Raw genomic sequence first — 13,413 nt, forward strand, 5'->3', positions numbered from 1 at the left:
GGCCGCTCAGGAGAAGTCGAGGCCGCCCGTCCGGGTCCGCTTGAGCTCGAAGAACTTCGGGTACCCGGCCAGCAGCCGCACACCGTCGAAGACCCGTACGGCCTCCTCACCGCGCGGGACGGCGCTCAGCACCGGGCCGAAGAAGGCGACGCCGTCCACGTGGATGGTCGGTGTTCCGACCTCCTCGCCGACCGGGTCCGTGCCCTCGTGGTGGCTCTTGCGCAGCGCTTCGTCGTACTCCGTGCCGTTCGCCGCCTCGGCCAGCTCCTCCGGCAGGCCCGCCGCCACCAGCGCCTCCCGGATGACGGCGTCGTCGGCGGGCCGGTCCTGGTCGTGCAGCCGGGTGCCGAGCTCGGTGTACAGCGCGCGCAGCACCTGCGGGCCGTGCTGCGCGGCGGCGGCGGTGCAGACCCGCACGGGGCCCCAGCCGGTGGTCAGCAGGCGCTGGTAGCGCTCGGGCAGGTCGGTGCGGCCCTCGTTGAGGACGGACAGGCTCATCACCCGGAAGTTCAGGTCGAGTTCGCGCTGCCGCTCGACCTCCAGGATCCACCGGGAGGTTATCCAGGCGAACGGGCAGATGGGGTCGAAGTAGAAGTCGACCTCGGTGGTGTCGGTGTCGGTCGGGTGGCCGTTGTCGAGGTGCCGGTGGGGCGCGCTGTTCGTCGCATCGTTTGTCACACCGGAGAGGCTAGGATCCGGGTGGCCCACTCTCCAGGGCCAATCGTCGACTGACCCGGTGGGCCACTTCTCCACCCGGCCGGCCGCTCAACCGCACGTCGTCCCGTCCGCCGGCACCGTGCCGTCCAGCAGGTAGGCGTCCACGATCTGCTTCAGGCACGGGTTGCCGGTGTTGTAGCCGCCGTGCCCCTCGCCCTGCAAGGTGACGGTGACGCCGACGCCCGCGCCGAGCTGCTGCGCCATGGCGCGGGCGCCCTCGACCGGGGTGGCCGGGTCTCCGGTGGTGCCGATCACCAGGATCGGGGCGGCGCCCGGTGCGGAGACCTCCGGGTGGGCGGCCTTGCCGGGGACGGGCCAGCCGGTGCAGCCGGTCAGGCCCCAGGCGGTGTAGGGCCCGAACACCGGCGAGGCGGCGCGGAACTGCGGCAGCTGCCGTTGCACGTCCTGGTCGGAGTAGCGCTGCCGGGCGTCCACGCAGGTGATCGCCCGGTTCGCGGCGTTCAGGTCGGTGTAGTGCCCCTGGGCGTCGCGCCCGTTCAACGCGTCGGCAAGCCGGAGCAGCGTGTCGCCGGTTCCCTGCTGCGTCGCCTCGGTCAGCCCGGCGGCCAGCGCGGGCCAGGTCTCCGTGGTGTACAGGGCGCCCGCGATGCCGGTGATCGCCAGGCTCTCGGTGAGCTGCCGCCCCTGGCTGGTGGGGAGCGGCGACTGCGCCAGCTTCTGTACCAGTGCGACGACCTTCGCGGTGCCCTCGTCGCCGCCCGCGCCGGTCGGGCAGGCGGTCCCGGCCTGGGCTGCGCAGGCCTTCATGAAGTCGCCGAGTGCGAGTTGGAAGCCCTGGGCCTGGCCGAGCGCGGACTGCTGCGGGTCCTTGGTCGGGTCGACCACCGAGTCCAGCACCATCCGGCCGACGTGCTGCGGGAACAGGTGCGCGTAGACGCCGCCGAGCTGGGTGCCGTAGCTGATGCCGAAGTAGGACAGCTTCCGGTCGCCGAGCACCTGCCGCATGAGGTCCATGTCCCGCGCGGCGCTCTCGGTGTCCACGTACGGCAGCACCGCACCGGAGTTGTGCTCGCAGGCGGCGACGAAACGGGCGTTGCCGTCGTCCAGTGCCTTCACCGCGCCGGGGGTCTCGGGGGTGCTGTCGGCGGCGGTGGCCTCGTCCATCGCCCGGTCGTCCAGGCACTTCACCCCGGCGCTGGCGCCGACCCCGCGCGGGTCGAAACTCACCAGGTCGTAGCGGGAGTTGAGCGAGGCGTAGGCCGCGGCGAGGGCGGGTAGGGTGGCCACGCCGGAGGCGCCGGGGCCGCCGAAGTTGAACAGCAGCGAGCCGATCCGGTGCTGCTCGTCCTTGGCCCGGCTGCGGATCAGCGCGAGGTCGATCGTCGTACCGTCCGGCTTGCTGTGGTCCAGCGGGGCCTTGAGGGTGGCGCACTGCCAGTCGGCGGCGGGCGCGGTGCTGGTGCCCTGGGCGCTGGTGGGGGCGGCGCAGGCGTGCCAGTGCAGCTGCTGGGCGGCCAGTCCGGTGGCGGCTCCGGTCCCGATGGCCGGGGGGGCCTGCTCGGGCTCGGCTGCGAAGGAGCCGTCACCCTGGCAGCCGGTGGCGGCAGTGAGCAGCAGGACGGTCAGGCCGATTGCTCCGGCGCCGCGGACGACGGTGTGCATGGGGTGGGACCACCTCTCGGGTCGGCCGGGCACCTCGGGGCGCGGTCTCGGGTCTGCCGACCGCCCCGGCCCACGACAGGATTGCGTGCGCGCCCGGCGCTCGGTTCTTCGACGCATCACAGACCCTAGGGGCCGGGGCCCGGCGATGCCCTGCGGCAACCGCCGGATGGGGGGCGCGCGCCGAACCGACTGCCACCGGCCGACCGGGTGAGAGGTCGATCCGCGCAGCCCGGTTGCGGCGCCTCACGGTGGCGGTGGGGCACGTCTCCACCGCCTTGTCCCGTCGCCACCCTGCCGATCGGCAGGGTGGCGACGGCGATCGCGGCCCGGGAACCTCCCGATCGGCACCTGTGCGACGGACTGGCGGCGCGCAAGGATGACGGCCATCGGGGCCCCGCCGGTGGGGCCCGGGAAGGAGCCCTGCCGTGACCGCCCTGTTCCTGCCGTTCTCTGTCCTGCCGTTCCCGGTCCTGCCGTGCCTGTTCCTGTCGTGCCTCTTCCTGCCGTTCCCGGTCCTGCGCCTCGCCCTGTCCGCTGCCTTCGGCGTCTCCCCCTGCGCCCGCGTCAACGCCCTGCACGCCACGCGTCGCCGGCGCATCCCCTCAGCGCAGCGCCATGCCCGGGGTTCCCCGCACCGCGTACGCCGGCAGGCGCAGCCCGCCGAGGGCTGCGCGGGGCAGGCTCAGTCCGAAGCGCCGCTCGACGGCGCCGAGGGTGCGGCGTCGGGCGGCCCCGTCGGCCTGCCGCCCGGGGTCGCACGAGGTCACGCCATCGGCCTCCAGGACGCTGGCGGCGACCAGGTCCGGCACCAACAGGTCCGGCTCCTGGCCCCAGCGCCAGCGCTCCTCACCGAGGCCGAAGCCGCACAGCACGGCGCCGTCCCGGGCGTAGTCGAGCAGGGCCTGCCGCTGCTCCGGCATCGCGCGGAAGTGCACCACCTCGACGCCGTCGCGCGCTATCTCGGTGAGCAGCTCACCGCCGGTGGAGTCGCCGTACTCGATCGCGAACGACCAGCCGGCGCACGCACCGACCCGGATCACGCCGTCGCCGTCGCCACCCGGGCGGTAGACCTCGATGTCCAGGTCCCGGATCTCGGTGTCGCTGATCGGCCGGGTCGCGGTGGCCGGGTCCGCGCCCATCCGGCGGGCGAGCTCCTCGGGCGTGATCCCCCGGGCGAAGACGACACCGCCGAGCTCACCGTCCGCGTCGAGGCGGCCCGTTGACGATCGGCCGGCGCCCGGCCCGCCGATCTCCGCGAGCCACTGGATGCCATCTCCGTCCGGCCCCACTCCCTCGTGCGTGCCGTCGGTCATGCCGCCCTCCCCTCGCGCGTGGCCTGCGGTGACCGGGCGCGCCGGTCGGCACCCTAACCGACCCGGCCGACAGCCGGAGACCGGTCGCCGGATCGGTGCCGGAACCGGCCGCGCGTGGGCCGACAACCACCCCTGATCGATCGGAAGGGGGCTGATCCGGAGCCGAACTCACCCGGCCCGCAGCGCAATTCGCCCGGCACCGGCACCGACGCCTGCGTCGGCACCGCACGACTCATCCGGAAACGGTCGGCACCTCCTGACCCACCGCTTCGAACAGCAACTTCGCGGCCACCGTCGCCCCGTCGGTGCGGATGCTGCCGGCGACGGTCTTCGCCCGGGCCTGAGCCTCGGGCGCCAGGGCCGTGGTGAGCGCGGCGGAGAGCGAGTCGACGGTCGGCGTGAGGTCGAGGTGGGCCGCGCCGATGCCCAACTCGGCCACCCGGCCGGCCCAGTACGGCTGGTCCGCGATCCGGGGGACGATCACCTGGGGTGCGCCCGCCACGGCCGCGGTCGTCGTGGTACCCGCACCGCCGTGGTGGACGACGGCGGCCACCCGGCGGAACAGGGCTTGCTGGTTCACCTCACCGACGACGTGGCAGTCCTCGCGGTCGTCGATCGGGGCGAGCCCGGCCCAGCCACGGGCGAGGAGCACGCGGCGGCCGTGCGCCCGGCTCGCTTCGACGGCCACCCGCGCGATGCCCTCCGGTGCGTACGCGGCCATGCTGCCGAAGCCGACGTACACGGGCGGTTCACCAGCGTCCAGGAACGCCTCCAGGTCGGCCGGAAGCGGGCGGTCATCGGGCAGGATCCACGCCCCGGTCGGCACCAGGTCGAGCTCCGTCCTGCCCTCCGACGGGCACAGCGTCGGGTCCGCCGCCAGCCACGGCCGCTCGGTGAAGACGTGGTCGCGGACGTTCTCCACCGGCGGCAGGCCGATCGCCGCGCGGTGGCTGTTGAGTGCGTCCCCGTACAGCCCGTTCACCCGCTGGGCGTCCTGCTCCCACAGCTTCCGGTGGTCGGTCTCGTCCTGCGGGGACGGCGTCCCCGGCCGCCGCCCGGGCCGGAAGTGCCGCGAGGGCAGTCCGAAGATGTGGAAGCAGGCCAACACGTAGTGGAGGCCGAGCCTCTCGGCGACGTCCCGCGCCCCGGCCGGCATCAGGCCGGTCGCCAGCAGCACGTCGAAGCCCTCGGCGGCCGCGGTCAGCGTCTCGAACCGCGCGGCGACCAGCTCGCGGGCGAGCCGGAACGCGTCCTCGGCCGTCGGCGGCTTCGGACCGGCGACCACCGAGTGCACCGACGGACCGAGCGGCACCAACGGCACCCCGACCCGCGCCAGCAGGTCCACGAACTCCTCGTCCGGCGGCGCACACACCCGTACCTCCGCACCGAGCCCCCGCAGCGCCGCCGCCAGCCCCGCCAGCGGCTCGACATCTCCGCGCGATCCCCACGTCGTCATCAACACACGCATTTCACGACTCCCGTTTCCGCAGGTCATGGCCTTACGGCCGGGATTCTGCGGCACAACGGGGGGCTTGCCGCAAGCCCCGGGGCACGCTATAGCTTGATAGTGGCAAGGGGATTGGTCCTCCTTGCCGTTTCCTTTGGCCGCCGGTCCCACCCGCTCACACCGAACCGGCCGCACCGGAGCGGTCCCACCCCGGAGCCCCTCCTGCCCCGGCCGGTCCGCCAGGCGCCGCCCGCGCCGCTCGGTGCCGGGGATGTGGTCGATGCCGTGGACCTCGACGCGGCCGTCCCCTTCCCGGGGCCCTCCGTGGGGGCCTGCCTCCCGGCGTCGCCGACCGGTACGGACTGACCGGTACGGACTGATCAGCGCCCGTCGCCCCGCCCGCGCCGGTCGGCGCACACCGTCAGCCCGTGAACCGTCCGTCCCGCGCCACCACCCGGCCCGCGCGGACCACCAGTTCACGCACCGGCAGGTCGATCACCACCTGCGGCAGGCACTCACCCGTCACCAGCATGAAGTCGGCGGGCGAGCCCGGCTTCAGGGTGGCGGCCGGCAGGTCCAGCAGTTCGGCGCCGCCGTCGGCCGCCAGGGCGAAGCAGTCGGCCAGCTGCTCGTCGGTGCGGGCGTCGGTGGTCCAGCCGAGCAGGTGGGCTCGGTGCAGCATGTCGGCGTTGCCGTACGGGCTCCACGAGTCGCGCACGCCGTCCGAGCCGAGCCCGACCCGCACCCCGTGCGCCCGCAGCTCACGGAACGGCAGCACCTGGTGGGCCGAGGGCGCCACGGTGGTGAGGCCGACGCCGGACTCGGCCAGCTCGGCGGCGAGGTCGGCAAGCGGGTCGCCGGTCAGCTCGGGGACGCAGAAGGCGTGGCTGACGACCACCCGCCCGGCCAGTCCGGCCGCCCTGGTCCGCGCGGCGATGTCGCGCAGCGGGCCGAGGCCGCGCTCGCCCCGGTCGTGCAGGTGGATGTCGAGGCGCAGTCCGTGCTGCTCGGCCAGACCGAACAGCAGCTCCAGCTGGGCGGGCCCCTCGCCGGCGGAACCCTCGGCCGGGGCGCCGTCGAAGCCCGCCGGGTCGATCCCGCCGACGGCATCGATCAGCCCGCTCGCCGCCGCCTCCGCGAGCAGCGCGCCCGCGCCGGGCATCCGCCGGACCCCGTGCTGCGGGAAGGCCACCAGCTGGACGTCCAGCACGCCGGCCAGCCGCTCGCGCACCTCGGCGAGCCCGGTCACCCCGGCCAGCCCGTAAGCCGGCGCCACGTCCACGTGGGCCCGCACCGCGCGGGTGCCGCGCGTCACGGCGTGGCTCAGCAGCCGGTGGGCGCGGTCGGCGAGCGGGGTGCGCTGGTGCCGGTGGAGGTCGACGTCGCCCCGCACGTACTCGGGCAGCGAGCCGGCCGGGCGGCGGCTGTACCAGCGCTCGCCCCAGGCGGTCTTGTCCGGGTGGATGTGCGCGTCCACCAGGGTGGGCAGCACGATCCGGCCGCCACCCCCGACCACCTCCGGCACCACCCCGTCCGGCACCCGCTCGGCCAGCAGGCCGTCCACGGCGATCAGGTCGACGGCCCGGTCGGCGCCGTACGGACGGACGTCCCGGAAGACCGTGACGGCCGGCACGGTGGCGGAAGGAGTGGCGTCGGATCGCGCGGCGCCGGAAGGTGTGGCCATGGGGTGCTCGCTCTCGCTCTGGTTCCCGGGGTGATCCGGCTCCCTGGACGGAATCGGTCCGACAGGCAAAACATCCTACCTTTCATTCAACAGTCTGTTGATCATCTCCGGGTCCCCGTCCGCCCTGCTCCTGCTGGTCGGGGTGGGCGTCCTGTTCGACCAACCGCTGCTGATCCCGCCGTCGGCCGACGGCGCCTTGGTGACCGGCTGTCCACTCTCCTACTGAACGCGAACGGTCGGGTCATCCGATCGGACGACCCGACCGTCATCCGATCCGCCGAACAAGGGCGACCGCCCCGCCGACGCCGCCGTGCGCCCGCAACGGCAGGCTGGGAGCATCGCGCCGTCCGCCCACCCCGCCGAGGAGTCCCCGCCATGACCGCCCGTCCGCTCTCCCCCGCCGATCAGGCCCTGCTGGACGCCGCCGACCGCGGCGACCTCGACGCCGTCCGCGCGGCCCTGACCGCGGGCGCGACCGTCGAGGCCCGCGACGCCGAGGGCCGCACCCCGCTGCTGCGGGCCGCCTTCGCCGACCGGGTCGCCGTCGCCCGGCTGCTGGTCGAGGCCGGTGCGGACGTCAACGCGCAGGACCCCCAGCTGAACAGCCCCTGGCTGGTCACCGGCATCACCGGCAGCGTCCCGATGCTGCGCGCCCTGCTCCCCGGCGGCCCGGACCTCACCCGCCGCAACCGCTACGGCGGGGTGTCGGTCATCCCCGCCGCCGAACGCGGCCACGTCGCCTACGTCCGCGCGGTCCTCGCCGAGACCGCGATCGACGTCGACCACGTCAACGACCTCGGCTGGACGGCCCTGCTGGAGGCCGTCCTCCTCGGCGACGGCGGCCCGGCCCACCGCGAGATCGTCGACGTCCTGCTCGCCCACGGCGCCGACCCGTACCTCGCCGACGCCGACGGCGTCACCGCCCGTACCCACGCCGAGCGCCGCGGTTTCCGCGCCATCGCCGAGGCACTGCGCACGGCGGAGGACGAGGCCACCCGCAACTCCGGCACGGCCGACGCCGGCTGAAGCCCCGGCAGGACCGCGGAACCGCAACGCCCTCAGGACCCCAGGTACGTCAGCACCGCCAGCACCCGGCGGTGGTCGTCCGGGGCCTGCGGCAGGTCGAGCTTGGTGAAGATGCTCGCGATCCGCTTGGACACCGTGGCCTCGGTGACCACCAGCCGGCGGGCGACGGCCGCGTTGGAACGTCCCTCCGCGATCAGCGCCAGCACCTCGCGCTCCTTGGGACTCAGGCGCCGCAGCGGGTCGTGCCGGCGGGTCAGCAGCTGACGGACCACCTCCGGGTCCACCACCGTCCCGCCCCCGGCCACGCTGGTGAGGGCGTCGACGAACTCCCGCACCTCGCCGATCCGGTCCTTGAGCAGGTAGCCGGTGCCCGCGCCGCGGTCGCCGGCGGAGATCAGCTCCGCGGTGTACCCCTGCGAGACGTACTGGCTGAGCACCAGGACGGGCAGCCGCGGGTCGTCCTCGCGCAGCCGCCGGGCCGCGCGCAGGCCGTCGTCGGTGTTGTCCGGGGGCATCCGGACGTCGACGACCACCACGTCCGGCCGGTGTTCCCGGACCGCCTCGACCAGTGCCGGCGCGTCGCCGACGGCGGCCGCCACGGTGTGCCCGAACCGCTCCAGCAGGGAGACCAGGCCCTCCCGCAGGAGCACCGAGTCCTCCGCGACGACTAGCCGAAGTGCCGGCATGGGATCTCCACTCGCAGGACGGTCGGCCCGCCGGCCGGGGAACGCAGCGACAGGGTGCCGTCGATGACGGCGAGTCGGTCGGTGATGCCCAGCAGGCCGGTTCCGGCGGCCGGGTCGGCGCCGCCTGCCCCGTCGTCCCGGATCTCCAGCACCAGCCCGTCCGCCGCCGCGCGGCCGTGCACCGCGGCACGCCGGGCGCCGCTGTGCCTGACCACGTTGGCCAGCGCCTCGCAGACCACGAAGTAGGCGGCGGCCTCGACCGGGGCGGGCGGCCGCCCGGGCAGCGCGATGTCGACGTCCACCGGCACGGCCGAGCGGCCCGCGAGGTCCCGCACCGCGGGTTCCAGCCCCCGGTCGGTGAGGACCTGCGGGTGGATGCCGTGGATCAGCTCGCGCAGCTCCCGCAGCGCCACCTGCACCTCCTCCCGGGCCTCCCGGACCTGCCGGGCGCCGGCCGAGTCCTCGGGCAGGTCGAGGCCGGCCAGGCCGAGCCTGACGGAGAGCGAGACCAGCCGCTGCTGGGCGCCGTCGTGCAGGTCGCGCTCGATCCGCCGCCGTTCCACCTCGTACGCGTCCACCAGCCGGGCCCGGGAGGCCACCACCTGGGTCAGCTCGTCCTCGGCGGGCTCCAGCACGGCCCTGGCCGTCATCGCCCGCACCCCCGCCCAGGCCGCCAGCGGGTAGGCCGCCACCGGCAGCAGCACCAGCCCGGCGAGCGGCCCGAGCCAGGAGACGGTGGGGTTCGCGGTCGGCTGGAACGGCGCGGCCAGCAGGAACAGCGGGGTGCCGAGGCCCACCGCGGCCAGTCCGAGGTCGATCCACCAGAGCAGCAGCAGGGACACCAGCCCGTAGCCGAGGTCGCGCCACGCCCCTGGCCCCCTGGAAAGTTCGCGGGCCCGTCGACGCCGGCCCGCCTCCTCCCACCCCGGCAGCACCAGCCGCAGCCGCCACCGCTCGTACCGGGCCGCCGCCCACCCCGCCAGGGCCAGCGGCGCCAGCACGACCGCCACCACCCCGGGCCCCAGCCCGTCCCACAGCAGCACCGGCAGCGCCGACAGCCCGACGGCCGTCGCCCCCACCACCGCTCCCGAGAGCAGGAAGCCCAGCGAGCGCCACGGCCACGCGGAGCCGAGGAACGCGGACGGCCGCCGGGCCAGCGCCTCCAGGGTGTTGCGGACAGCGATCACCCTGCCGACCCTAGCCGCCGCCCACCACCCGCCGCAGGGGTGCTGGCACTACCTCCGCTCTCGCCCCAACACCCCTGCGCTTCCCCGCCCCTGACGGGTTGCCTGGGCGCATGACGAACTCGACCGACGCGGTCCTCCTCCGGGCCGTGACCAAGCAGTACGGCACCGGGGCCCGCGCCGTGACCGCACTGGACGACGTGACCGTCGCCTTCCCGGGCGGCAGCTTCACCGCGGTGATGGGCCCCTCCGGCTCCGGCAAGTCGACGCTGCTGCACTGCGCGGCCGGCCTGGACCGGGTCAGCGACGGCACCGTGGTCATCGACGGCACCGAGCTCGGCGGCCTGGACGAGACCCGGCTGACCCTGCTGCGCCGCGAGCGGCTCGGCTTCGTCTTCCAGTCCTTCAACCTGGTCTCCGCGCTGACCGCCGAACAGAACGTGGCGCTGCCGCTGCGACTGGCCCGGCGCCGCCCGGACCGGGGCGAACTCGCCGCCGCACTCACCGAGGTCGGGCTCGGCCACCGCGGCGGGCACCGGCCGGGCGAGCTGTCCGGCGGGGAGCAGCAGCGCGTCGCGATCGCCCGGGCCCTGATCACCCGGCCCGCCGTACTCTTCGCCGACGAGCCGACCGGCGCCCTGGACACCCGCACCTCGCGCGAGGTGCTCACGCTGCTGCGCGGCATCGTGGACCGCCACCGGCAGACCGTGATCATGGTGACCCACGACCCGGCCGCCGCCTGCTACGCCGACCGCGTCCTGCTGCTCGCCGACGGACGGATCGTGGAGCAGCTGCACGGCCGCAGCGAGGCCGCGGTCATCGCCGGCCGGATGGCCGCCCTGGAGGCGCCGGCATGCTGAGCCTCGCCTCCGTCCGCGCCCGCTGGGCGTCCTTCCTCGGCACCTTCGTCGCGCTCGGCCTGGGCGTGACGATCCTGTCCATGACCGCCCTGGTGCTCACCTCCGCCGAACCGGAAGTGCCCCGGCGCTACGCCGGTACCCGGGTCGTGGTGCAGGGCCCCGCCGTCGACCAGTCCGACGGCACCTTCACCCCGGGCCGGCCCTGGTCCCGAGAGCGCACGCGGGAACTGCTGCGGGCCCTGGCCGCCGTTCCGGGCGTGGCACGGGCCGTACCGGACCGCGCCTTCTACGCCCAGGCCGTGATCGACGGCAGGCCGGTCGCCGACCCGGGCCCGGAGCTGCGCGGCCACAACTGGTCCGGTGCCGCGTTCGGCCCCGAGCGGCTCACCGCGGGCAGCGCCCCGGCCGACGAGCACCAGGTGGTGCTGGACGCCTCGCTGGGGCTGGCGCCCGGTTCCCCGGTCACCCTGCTCACCGCCGCCGGACCGGACCGCTACACCGTGTCCGGCACCGTCGACTCGCCGGCCTTCTACCTCTCCGACCGCGCCGCCGAGGCCCTCGCCCCCGGGGTCCGGGTGATCGGCCTGGTCACCGCACCGGGCGCGGACGTCCCGGCCGTCGCCGCGGCCACGGCCTCCGCCGTGGGCGGCGACGGGACGGTGCTGCACGGTGCCGCGCTCACCGCGCTGGAGGAGAGGAACGCCGAGAAGACCCGCTGGATCGGCCTGCAGATCCTGACCGCGATGGCCGGGCTGACCGCCTTCGTCTCCGTCTTCGTGGTCGCCTCCACCTTCGCCTTCGCGATCGTCCAGCGACGGCGCGAGTTCGGCCTGCTGCGCACCGTCGGCGCCACCCCGCGTCAGATCGCTCGGATGGTGTACGCCGAATCGCTCGGGGTGGGCGTTGTGGCCGGCGGCGCAGGCGTGCTGCTCGGCGCACTGCTGGCACCCGCGCTGGGCGCGCTGATGGTCGAGGGCGGCGTGGAGCCGGCCGGTTTCACCGTACGGTTCCGGGCGCTGCCGCTGCTCGGCTCCTTCGCGCTGGGCCTGGTGGTCGCGCTGCTCGGGGTCTGGTCGGCCTCCCGCCGGGCGGCCCGGACGGCCCCGCTGGAGGCGCTGCGCGAGGCGGCCGTCGAACACCGGCCGATGACCCGCGGCCGGTGGATCGCCGGCGGGGTGTGCACCGCGCTCGGCCTCGGGCTGGTGGTGGTCGCGGCCGGCAGCGAGTCCGACGGCATGATCAACAATGCCCTGTACGCGGCCATGGCGCTGATCGTCGGCCTCACCCTGTTCGCGCCCGCCGTGATCCCGCCGATCGTCCGCGCGGTCTGCCGGCCACTGGCCGGACTGCGCGGCGCCACCGTCACGGTGGCCCGGGAGAGCGCGCTGACCGCCGTCCGGCGCACGGCCTCCACCGCCGCGCCGGTGCTGGTCACCGTGGGCTTCGCCGTCCTGATCGCCGGGCTGTTCCAACTGCGGGCCACCGGTTACGCGTTGGAGGAGACCGTCCGGCAGGAGGCCGCCTCGGTGGTCACCCCGCACGGCACGCCCGGGCTCTCCGACGCCGCCGTGGCCGCTGTTCCGGGTGGCGCCTCGCTGCTGCCCACCCGGCTCTACGCCGGCGGCACCGACCACGTCGGCGCGGTGGGGATGAGCGAGGCCGCGTTCCGCAAGGCCCGCACCCGGATGACCGTCACCTCCGGCTCCCTGGACGGCCTGACGGGCGAACACACCATGGTGGTCAAGACCGGCACCGCCGCCTGGCTGGGCTGGACCACCGGCCGCCGCGTCCCGGTCACCTTCGAGGACGGCAGCACCGTGGACGTCACGGTCGTCGCCGAGATCACCGACGGCTCCGCCACCGCGAGCGTGCTGCTGACCACCGGCACCGTCCGGGCGCACGACCCCTCGGCACTCACCTCGGTCGTCCACACGGCCGGCGCCACCTCGGCCGCCGCGCTCGCCCCGCTCGGTGCCCAGGCGCTGAGCAGCGCCGAGTACGCCTCCCGCACCACCTCCGAGGACGACGCCCTGGTCCGGATCTTCCTGGTCATCCTGATCGGCATGTCCCTCGGCTACAGCTGCCTCGCCGTCGCCAACACCCAGCTGATGGCCACCGCCCAACGGGCCCCGGACTTCGCGGTGCTGCGGCTGTCCGGCGCGACCCGCCGACAGGTGCTGCGGATCGTCGCCGCCGAGTCGACCCTCGCGGTCGGGATCGGCGCCGCGCTCGGCCTGCTGATCGCGGTGGTCACCCTGGCGGGCGTCCGCTCCGGCCTCTCCGCCCGGCTCGGCACCCGGGTCGACCTCGCCCTGCCCTGGTCGACCACGGCCCTGACCGTCGGCGTCTGCCTGCTCCTGGCCCTGTTCGCCGGCGTGCTGCCGGCCCGGGCCGCGCTGCGCCGCCCGGGCGCCCGGGTGGCGGGCTGACCGGGCCTCCCGGCCCATCAGGGCTTCGGCTACTTCCAGTCGTCCGTTCCGCCCAGCAGTTCGACCAGCAGCAGTCCCGGATCGTTCTCCTCGTCCACCCACCGGTCATAACCGACGTCCAGGAACATCTCCACCAGAACCAGCCACGACAGCCGGTAGCGGAAGACGACCGGCTGCTCGCCGGGCCGACGGACGGTGAGCCGGCGGCGCCGCATACCGCCCTGGTGCCGGATCTCGGTCCGGTCGTCCACCACCGTGGACCAGTCGTCGATGTGCAGGATCCGCTCACCGGCCGTCTCTCGCACCACGGCGAGCAGCCGACCGAGCTGTCCCGCCCAGATGACCTCGGAGCCCGCCCAGCTCACATGTGCCATGACACCGTCCCCTCCGTTCGGACGGCACGGCCCGATGGACGGGCCGTGCTCGGTGGTCGCCCGGTCCGTC

General features: G+C 75.0%; 12 protein-coding genes. 4 read left to right on the plus strand and 8 right to left on the minus strand.

The features are described 5' to 3' along the window. Positions 1-6: 6 nt before the first annotated feature. The 5 genes from AB0O11_RS22560 to AB0O11_RS22580 all read right to left on the minus strand — a co-directional run bounded on the left by AB0O11_RS22560 (position 7) and on the right by AB0O11_RS22580 (position 6,784). The gene (locus AB0O11_RS22560; protein ID WP_363390048.1) at positions 7-579 is read right to left on the minus strand and encodes a DsbA family protein; all 573 of its coding nucleotides are present in this window, start codon (positions 577-579) and stop codon (positions 7-9) included. Positions 580-765: 186 nt separating this feature from the next. Next, positions 766-2,340, minus strand: coding sequence for an alpha/beta hydrolase (locus AB0O11_RS22565; RefSeq protein ID WP_363389801.1), 1,575 nt, complete (start codon positions 2,338-2,340; stop codon positions 766-768). Between the two features lie 602 nt (positions 2,341-2,942). Further along, a complete protein-coding gene (locus AB0O11_RS22570) occupies positions 2,943-3,653 on the minus strand; it encodes a DUF6461 domain-containing protein (RefSeq protein ID WP_363389804.1) in 711 nt (236 codons plus the stop codon). Between the two features lie 232 nt (positions 3,654-3,885). Continuing rightward, positions 3,886-5,121: a glycosyltransferase gene (locus AB0O11_RS22575; protein ID WP_363389807.1), complete on the minus strand. Its 1,236-nt coding sequence runs from the start codon at positions 5,119-5,121 to the stop codon at positions 3,886-3,888. Positions 5,122-5,521: 400 nt separating this feature from the next. Further along, complete coding sequence (locus tag AB0O11_RS22580) at positions 5,522-6,784, minus strand: amidohydrolase (RefSeq protein WP_363389810.1); 1,263 nt, start codon at positions 6,782-6,784, stop codon at positions 5,522-5,524. 97 nt (positions 6,785-6,881) lie between these two features. Between AB0O11_RS22580 and AB0O11_RS22585 the strand changes: the two genes are divergently transcribed. Beyond that, positions 6,882-7,010 (plus strand): hypothetical protein, encoded by a 129-nt coding sequence (locus tag AB0O11_RS22585; RefSeq protein ID WP_363389813.1) that lies wholly within the window; start codon positions 6,882-6,884, stop codon positions 7,008-7,010. A gap of 149 nt (positions 7,011-7,159) precedes the next feature. Then, a complete protein-coding gene (locus AB0O11_RS22590; protein WP_363389815.1) occupies positions 7,160-7,810 on the plus strand; it encodes an ankyrin repeat domain-containing protein in 651 nt (216 codons plus the stop codon). A 32-nt stretch (positions 7,811-7,842) separates the two neighbouring features. Here AB0O11_RS22590 and AB0O11_RS22595 read toward each other — a convergent pair whose 3' ends face one another. Next, on the minus strand, positions 7,843-8,496 hold the full coding sequence (locus AB0O11_RS22595; RefSeq protein WP_363389817.1) for a response regulator transcription factor: 654 nt from the start codon (positions 8,494-8,496) through the stop codon (positions 7,843-7,845). After that, on the minus strand, positions 8,478-9,683 hold the full coding sequence (locus AB0O11_RS22600; protein WP_363389820.1) for a histidine kinase: 1,206 nt from the start codon (positions 9,681-9,683) through the stop codon (positions 8,478-8,480). Before AB0O11_RS22600 ends, AB0O11_RS22595 begins: the two co-directional genes overlap by 19 nt. Positions 9,684-9,793: 110 nt before the next feature. On the opposite strand from AB0O11_RS22600, the gene AB0O11_RS22605 reads away from it, so the two are divergent. Together AB0O11_RS22605 and AB0O11_RS22610 are read left to right on the plus strand one after the other, a co-directional pair. Continuing rightward, complete coding sequence (locus tag AB0O11_RS22605; RefSeq protein WP_363389822.1) at positions 9,794-10,540, plus strand: ABC transporter ATP-binding protein; 747 nt, start codon at positions 9,794-9,796, stop codon at positions 10,538-10,540. Next, positions 10,534-12,969: an ABC transporter permease gene (locus AB0O11_RS22610; RefSeq protein ID WP_363389825.1), complete on the plus strand. Its 2,436-nt coding sequence runs from the start codon at positions 10,534-10,536 to the stop codon at positions 12,967-12,969. Before AB0O11_RS22605 ends, AB0O11_RS22610 begins: the two co-directional genes overlap by 7 nt. A 29-nt stretch (positions 12,970-12,998) precedes the next feature. On the opposite strand, the gene AB0O11_RS22615 is transcribed toward AB0O11_RS22610, so the two are convergent. Then, a complete protein-coding gene (locus tag AB0O11_RS22615; RefSeq protein WP_363389827.1) occupies positions 12,999-13,343 on the minus strand; it encodes a hypothetical protein in 345 nt (114 codons plus the stop codon). Between the last annotated feature and the right edge of the window lie 70 nt (positions 13,344-13,413).

This window comes from Kitasatospora sp. NPDC093102 (assembly GCF_040683915.1).
Taxonomy (GTDB): domain Bacteria; phylum Actinomycetota; class Actinomycetes; order Streptomycetales; family Streptomycetaceae; genus Kitasatospora.

Excerpts from the sequence above, each read along its gene's own strand:
- AB0O11_RS22565 (WP_363389801.1), bottom strand. The coding sequence starts at position 2,340 with ATGCACACCGTCGTCCGCGGCGCCGGAGCAATCGGCCTGACCGTCCTG.
- AB0O11_RS22570 (WP_363389804.1), bottom strand. The coding sequence starts at position 3,653 with ATGACCGACGGCACGCACGAGGGAGTGGGGCCGGACGGAGATGGCATC.
- AB0O11_RS22575 (WP_363389807.1), bottom strand. The coding sequence starts at position 5,121 with ATGCGTGTGTTGATGACGACGTGGGGATCGCGCGGAGATGTCGAGCCG.
- AB0O11_RS22580 (WP_363389810.1), bottom strand. The coding sequence starts at position 6,784 with ATGGCCACACCTTCCGGCGCCGCGCGATCCGACGCCACTCCTTCCGCC.
- AB0O11_RS22590 (WP_363389815.1), top strand. The coding sequence starts at position 7,160 with ATGACCGCCCGTCCGCTCTCCCCCGCCGATCAGGCCCTGCTGGACGCC.
- AB0O11_RS22595 (WP_363389817.1), bottom strand. The coding sequence starts at position 8,496 with ATGCCGGCACTTCGGCTAGTCGTCGCGGAGGACTCGGTGCTCCTGCGG.
- AB0O11_RS22605 (WP_363389822.1), top strand. The coding sequence starts at position 9,794 with ATGACGAACTCGACCGACGCGGTCCTCCTCCGGGCCGTGACCAAGCAG.
- AB0O11_RS22610 (WP_363389825.1), top strand. The coding sequence starts at position 10,534 with ATGCTGAGCCTCGCCTCCGTCCGCGCCCGCTGGGCGTCCTTCCTCGGC.
- AB0O11_RS22615 (WP_363389827.1), bottom strand. The coding sequence starts at position 13,343 with ATGGCACATGTGAGCTGGGCGGGCTCCGAGGTCATCTGGGCGGGACAG.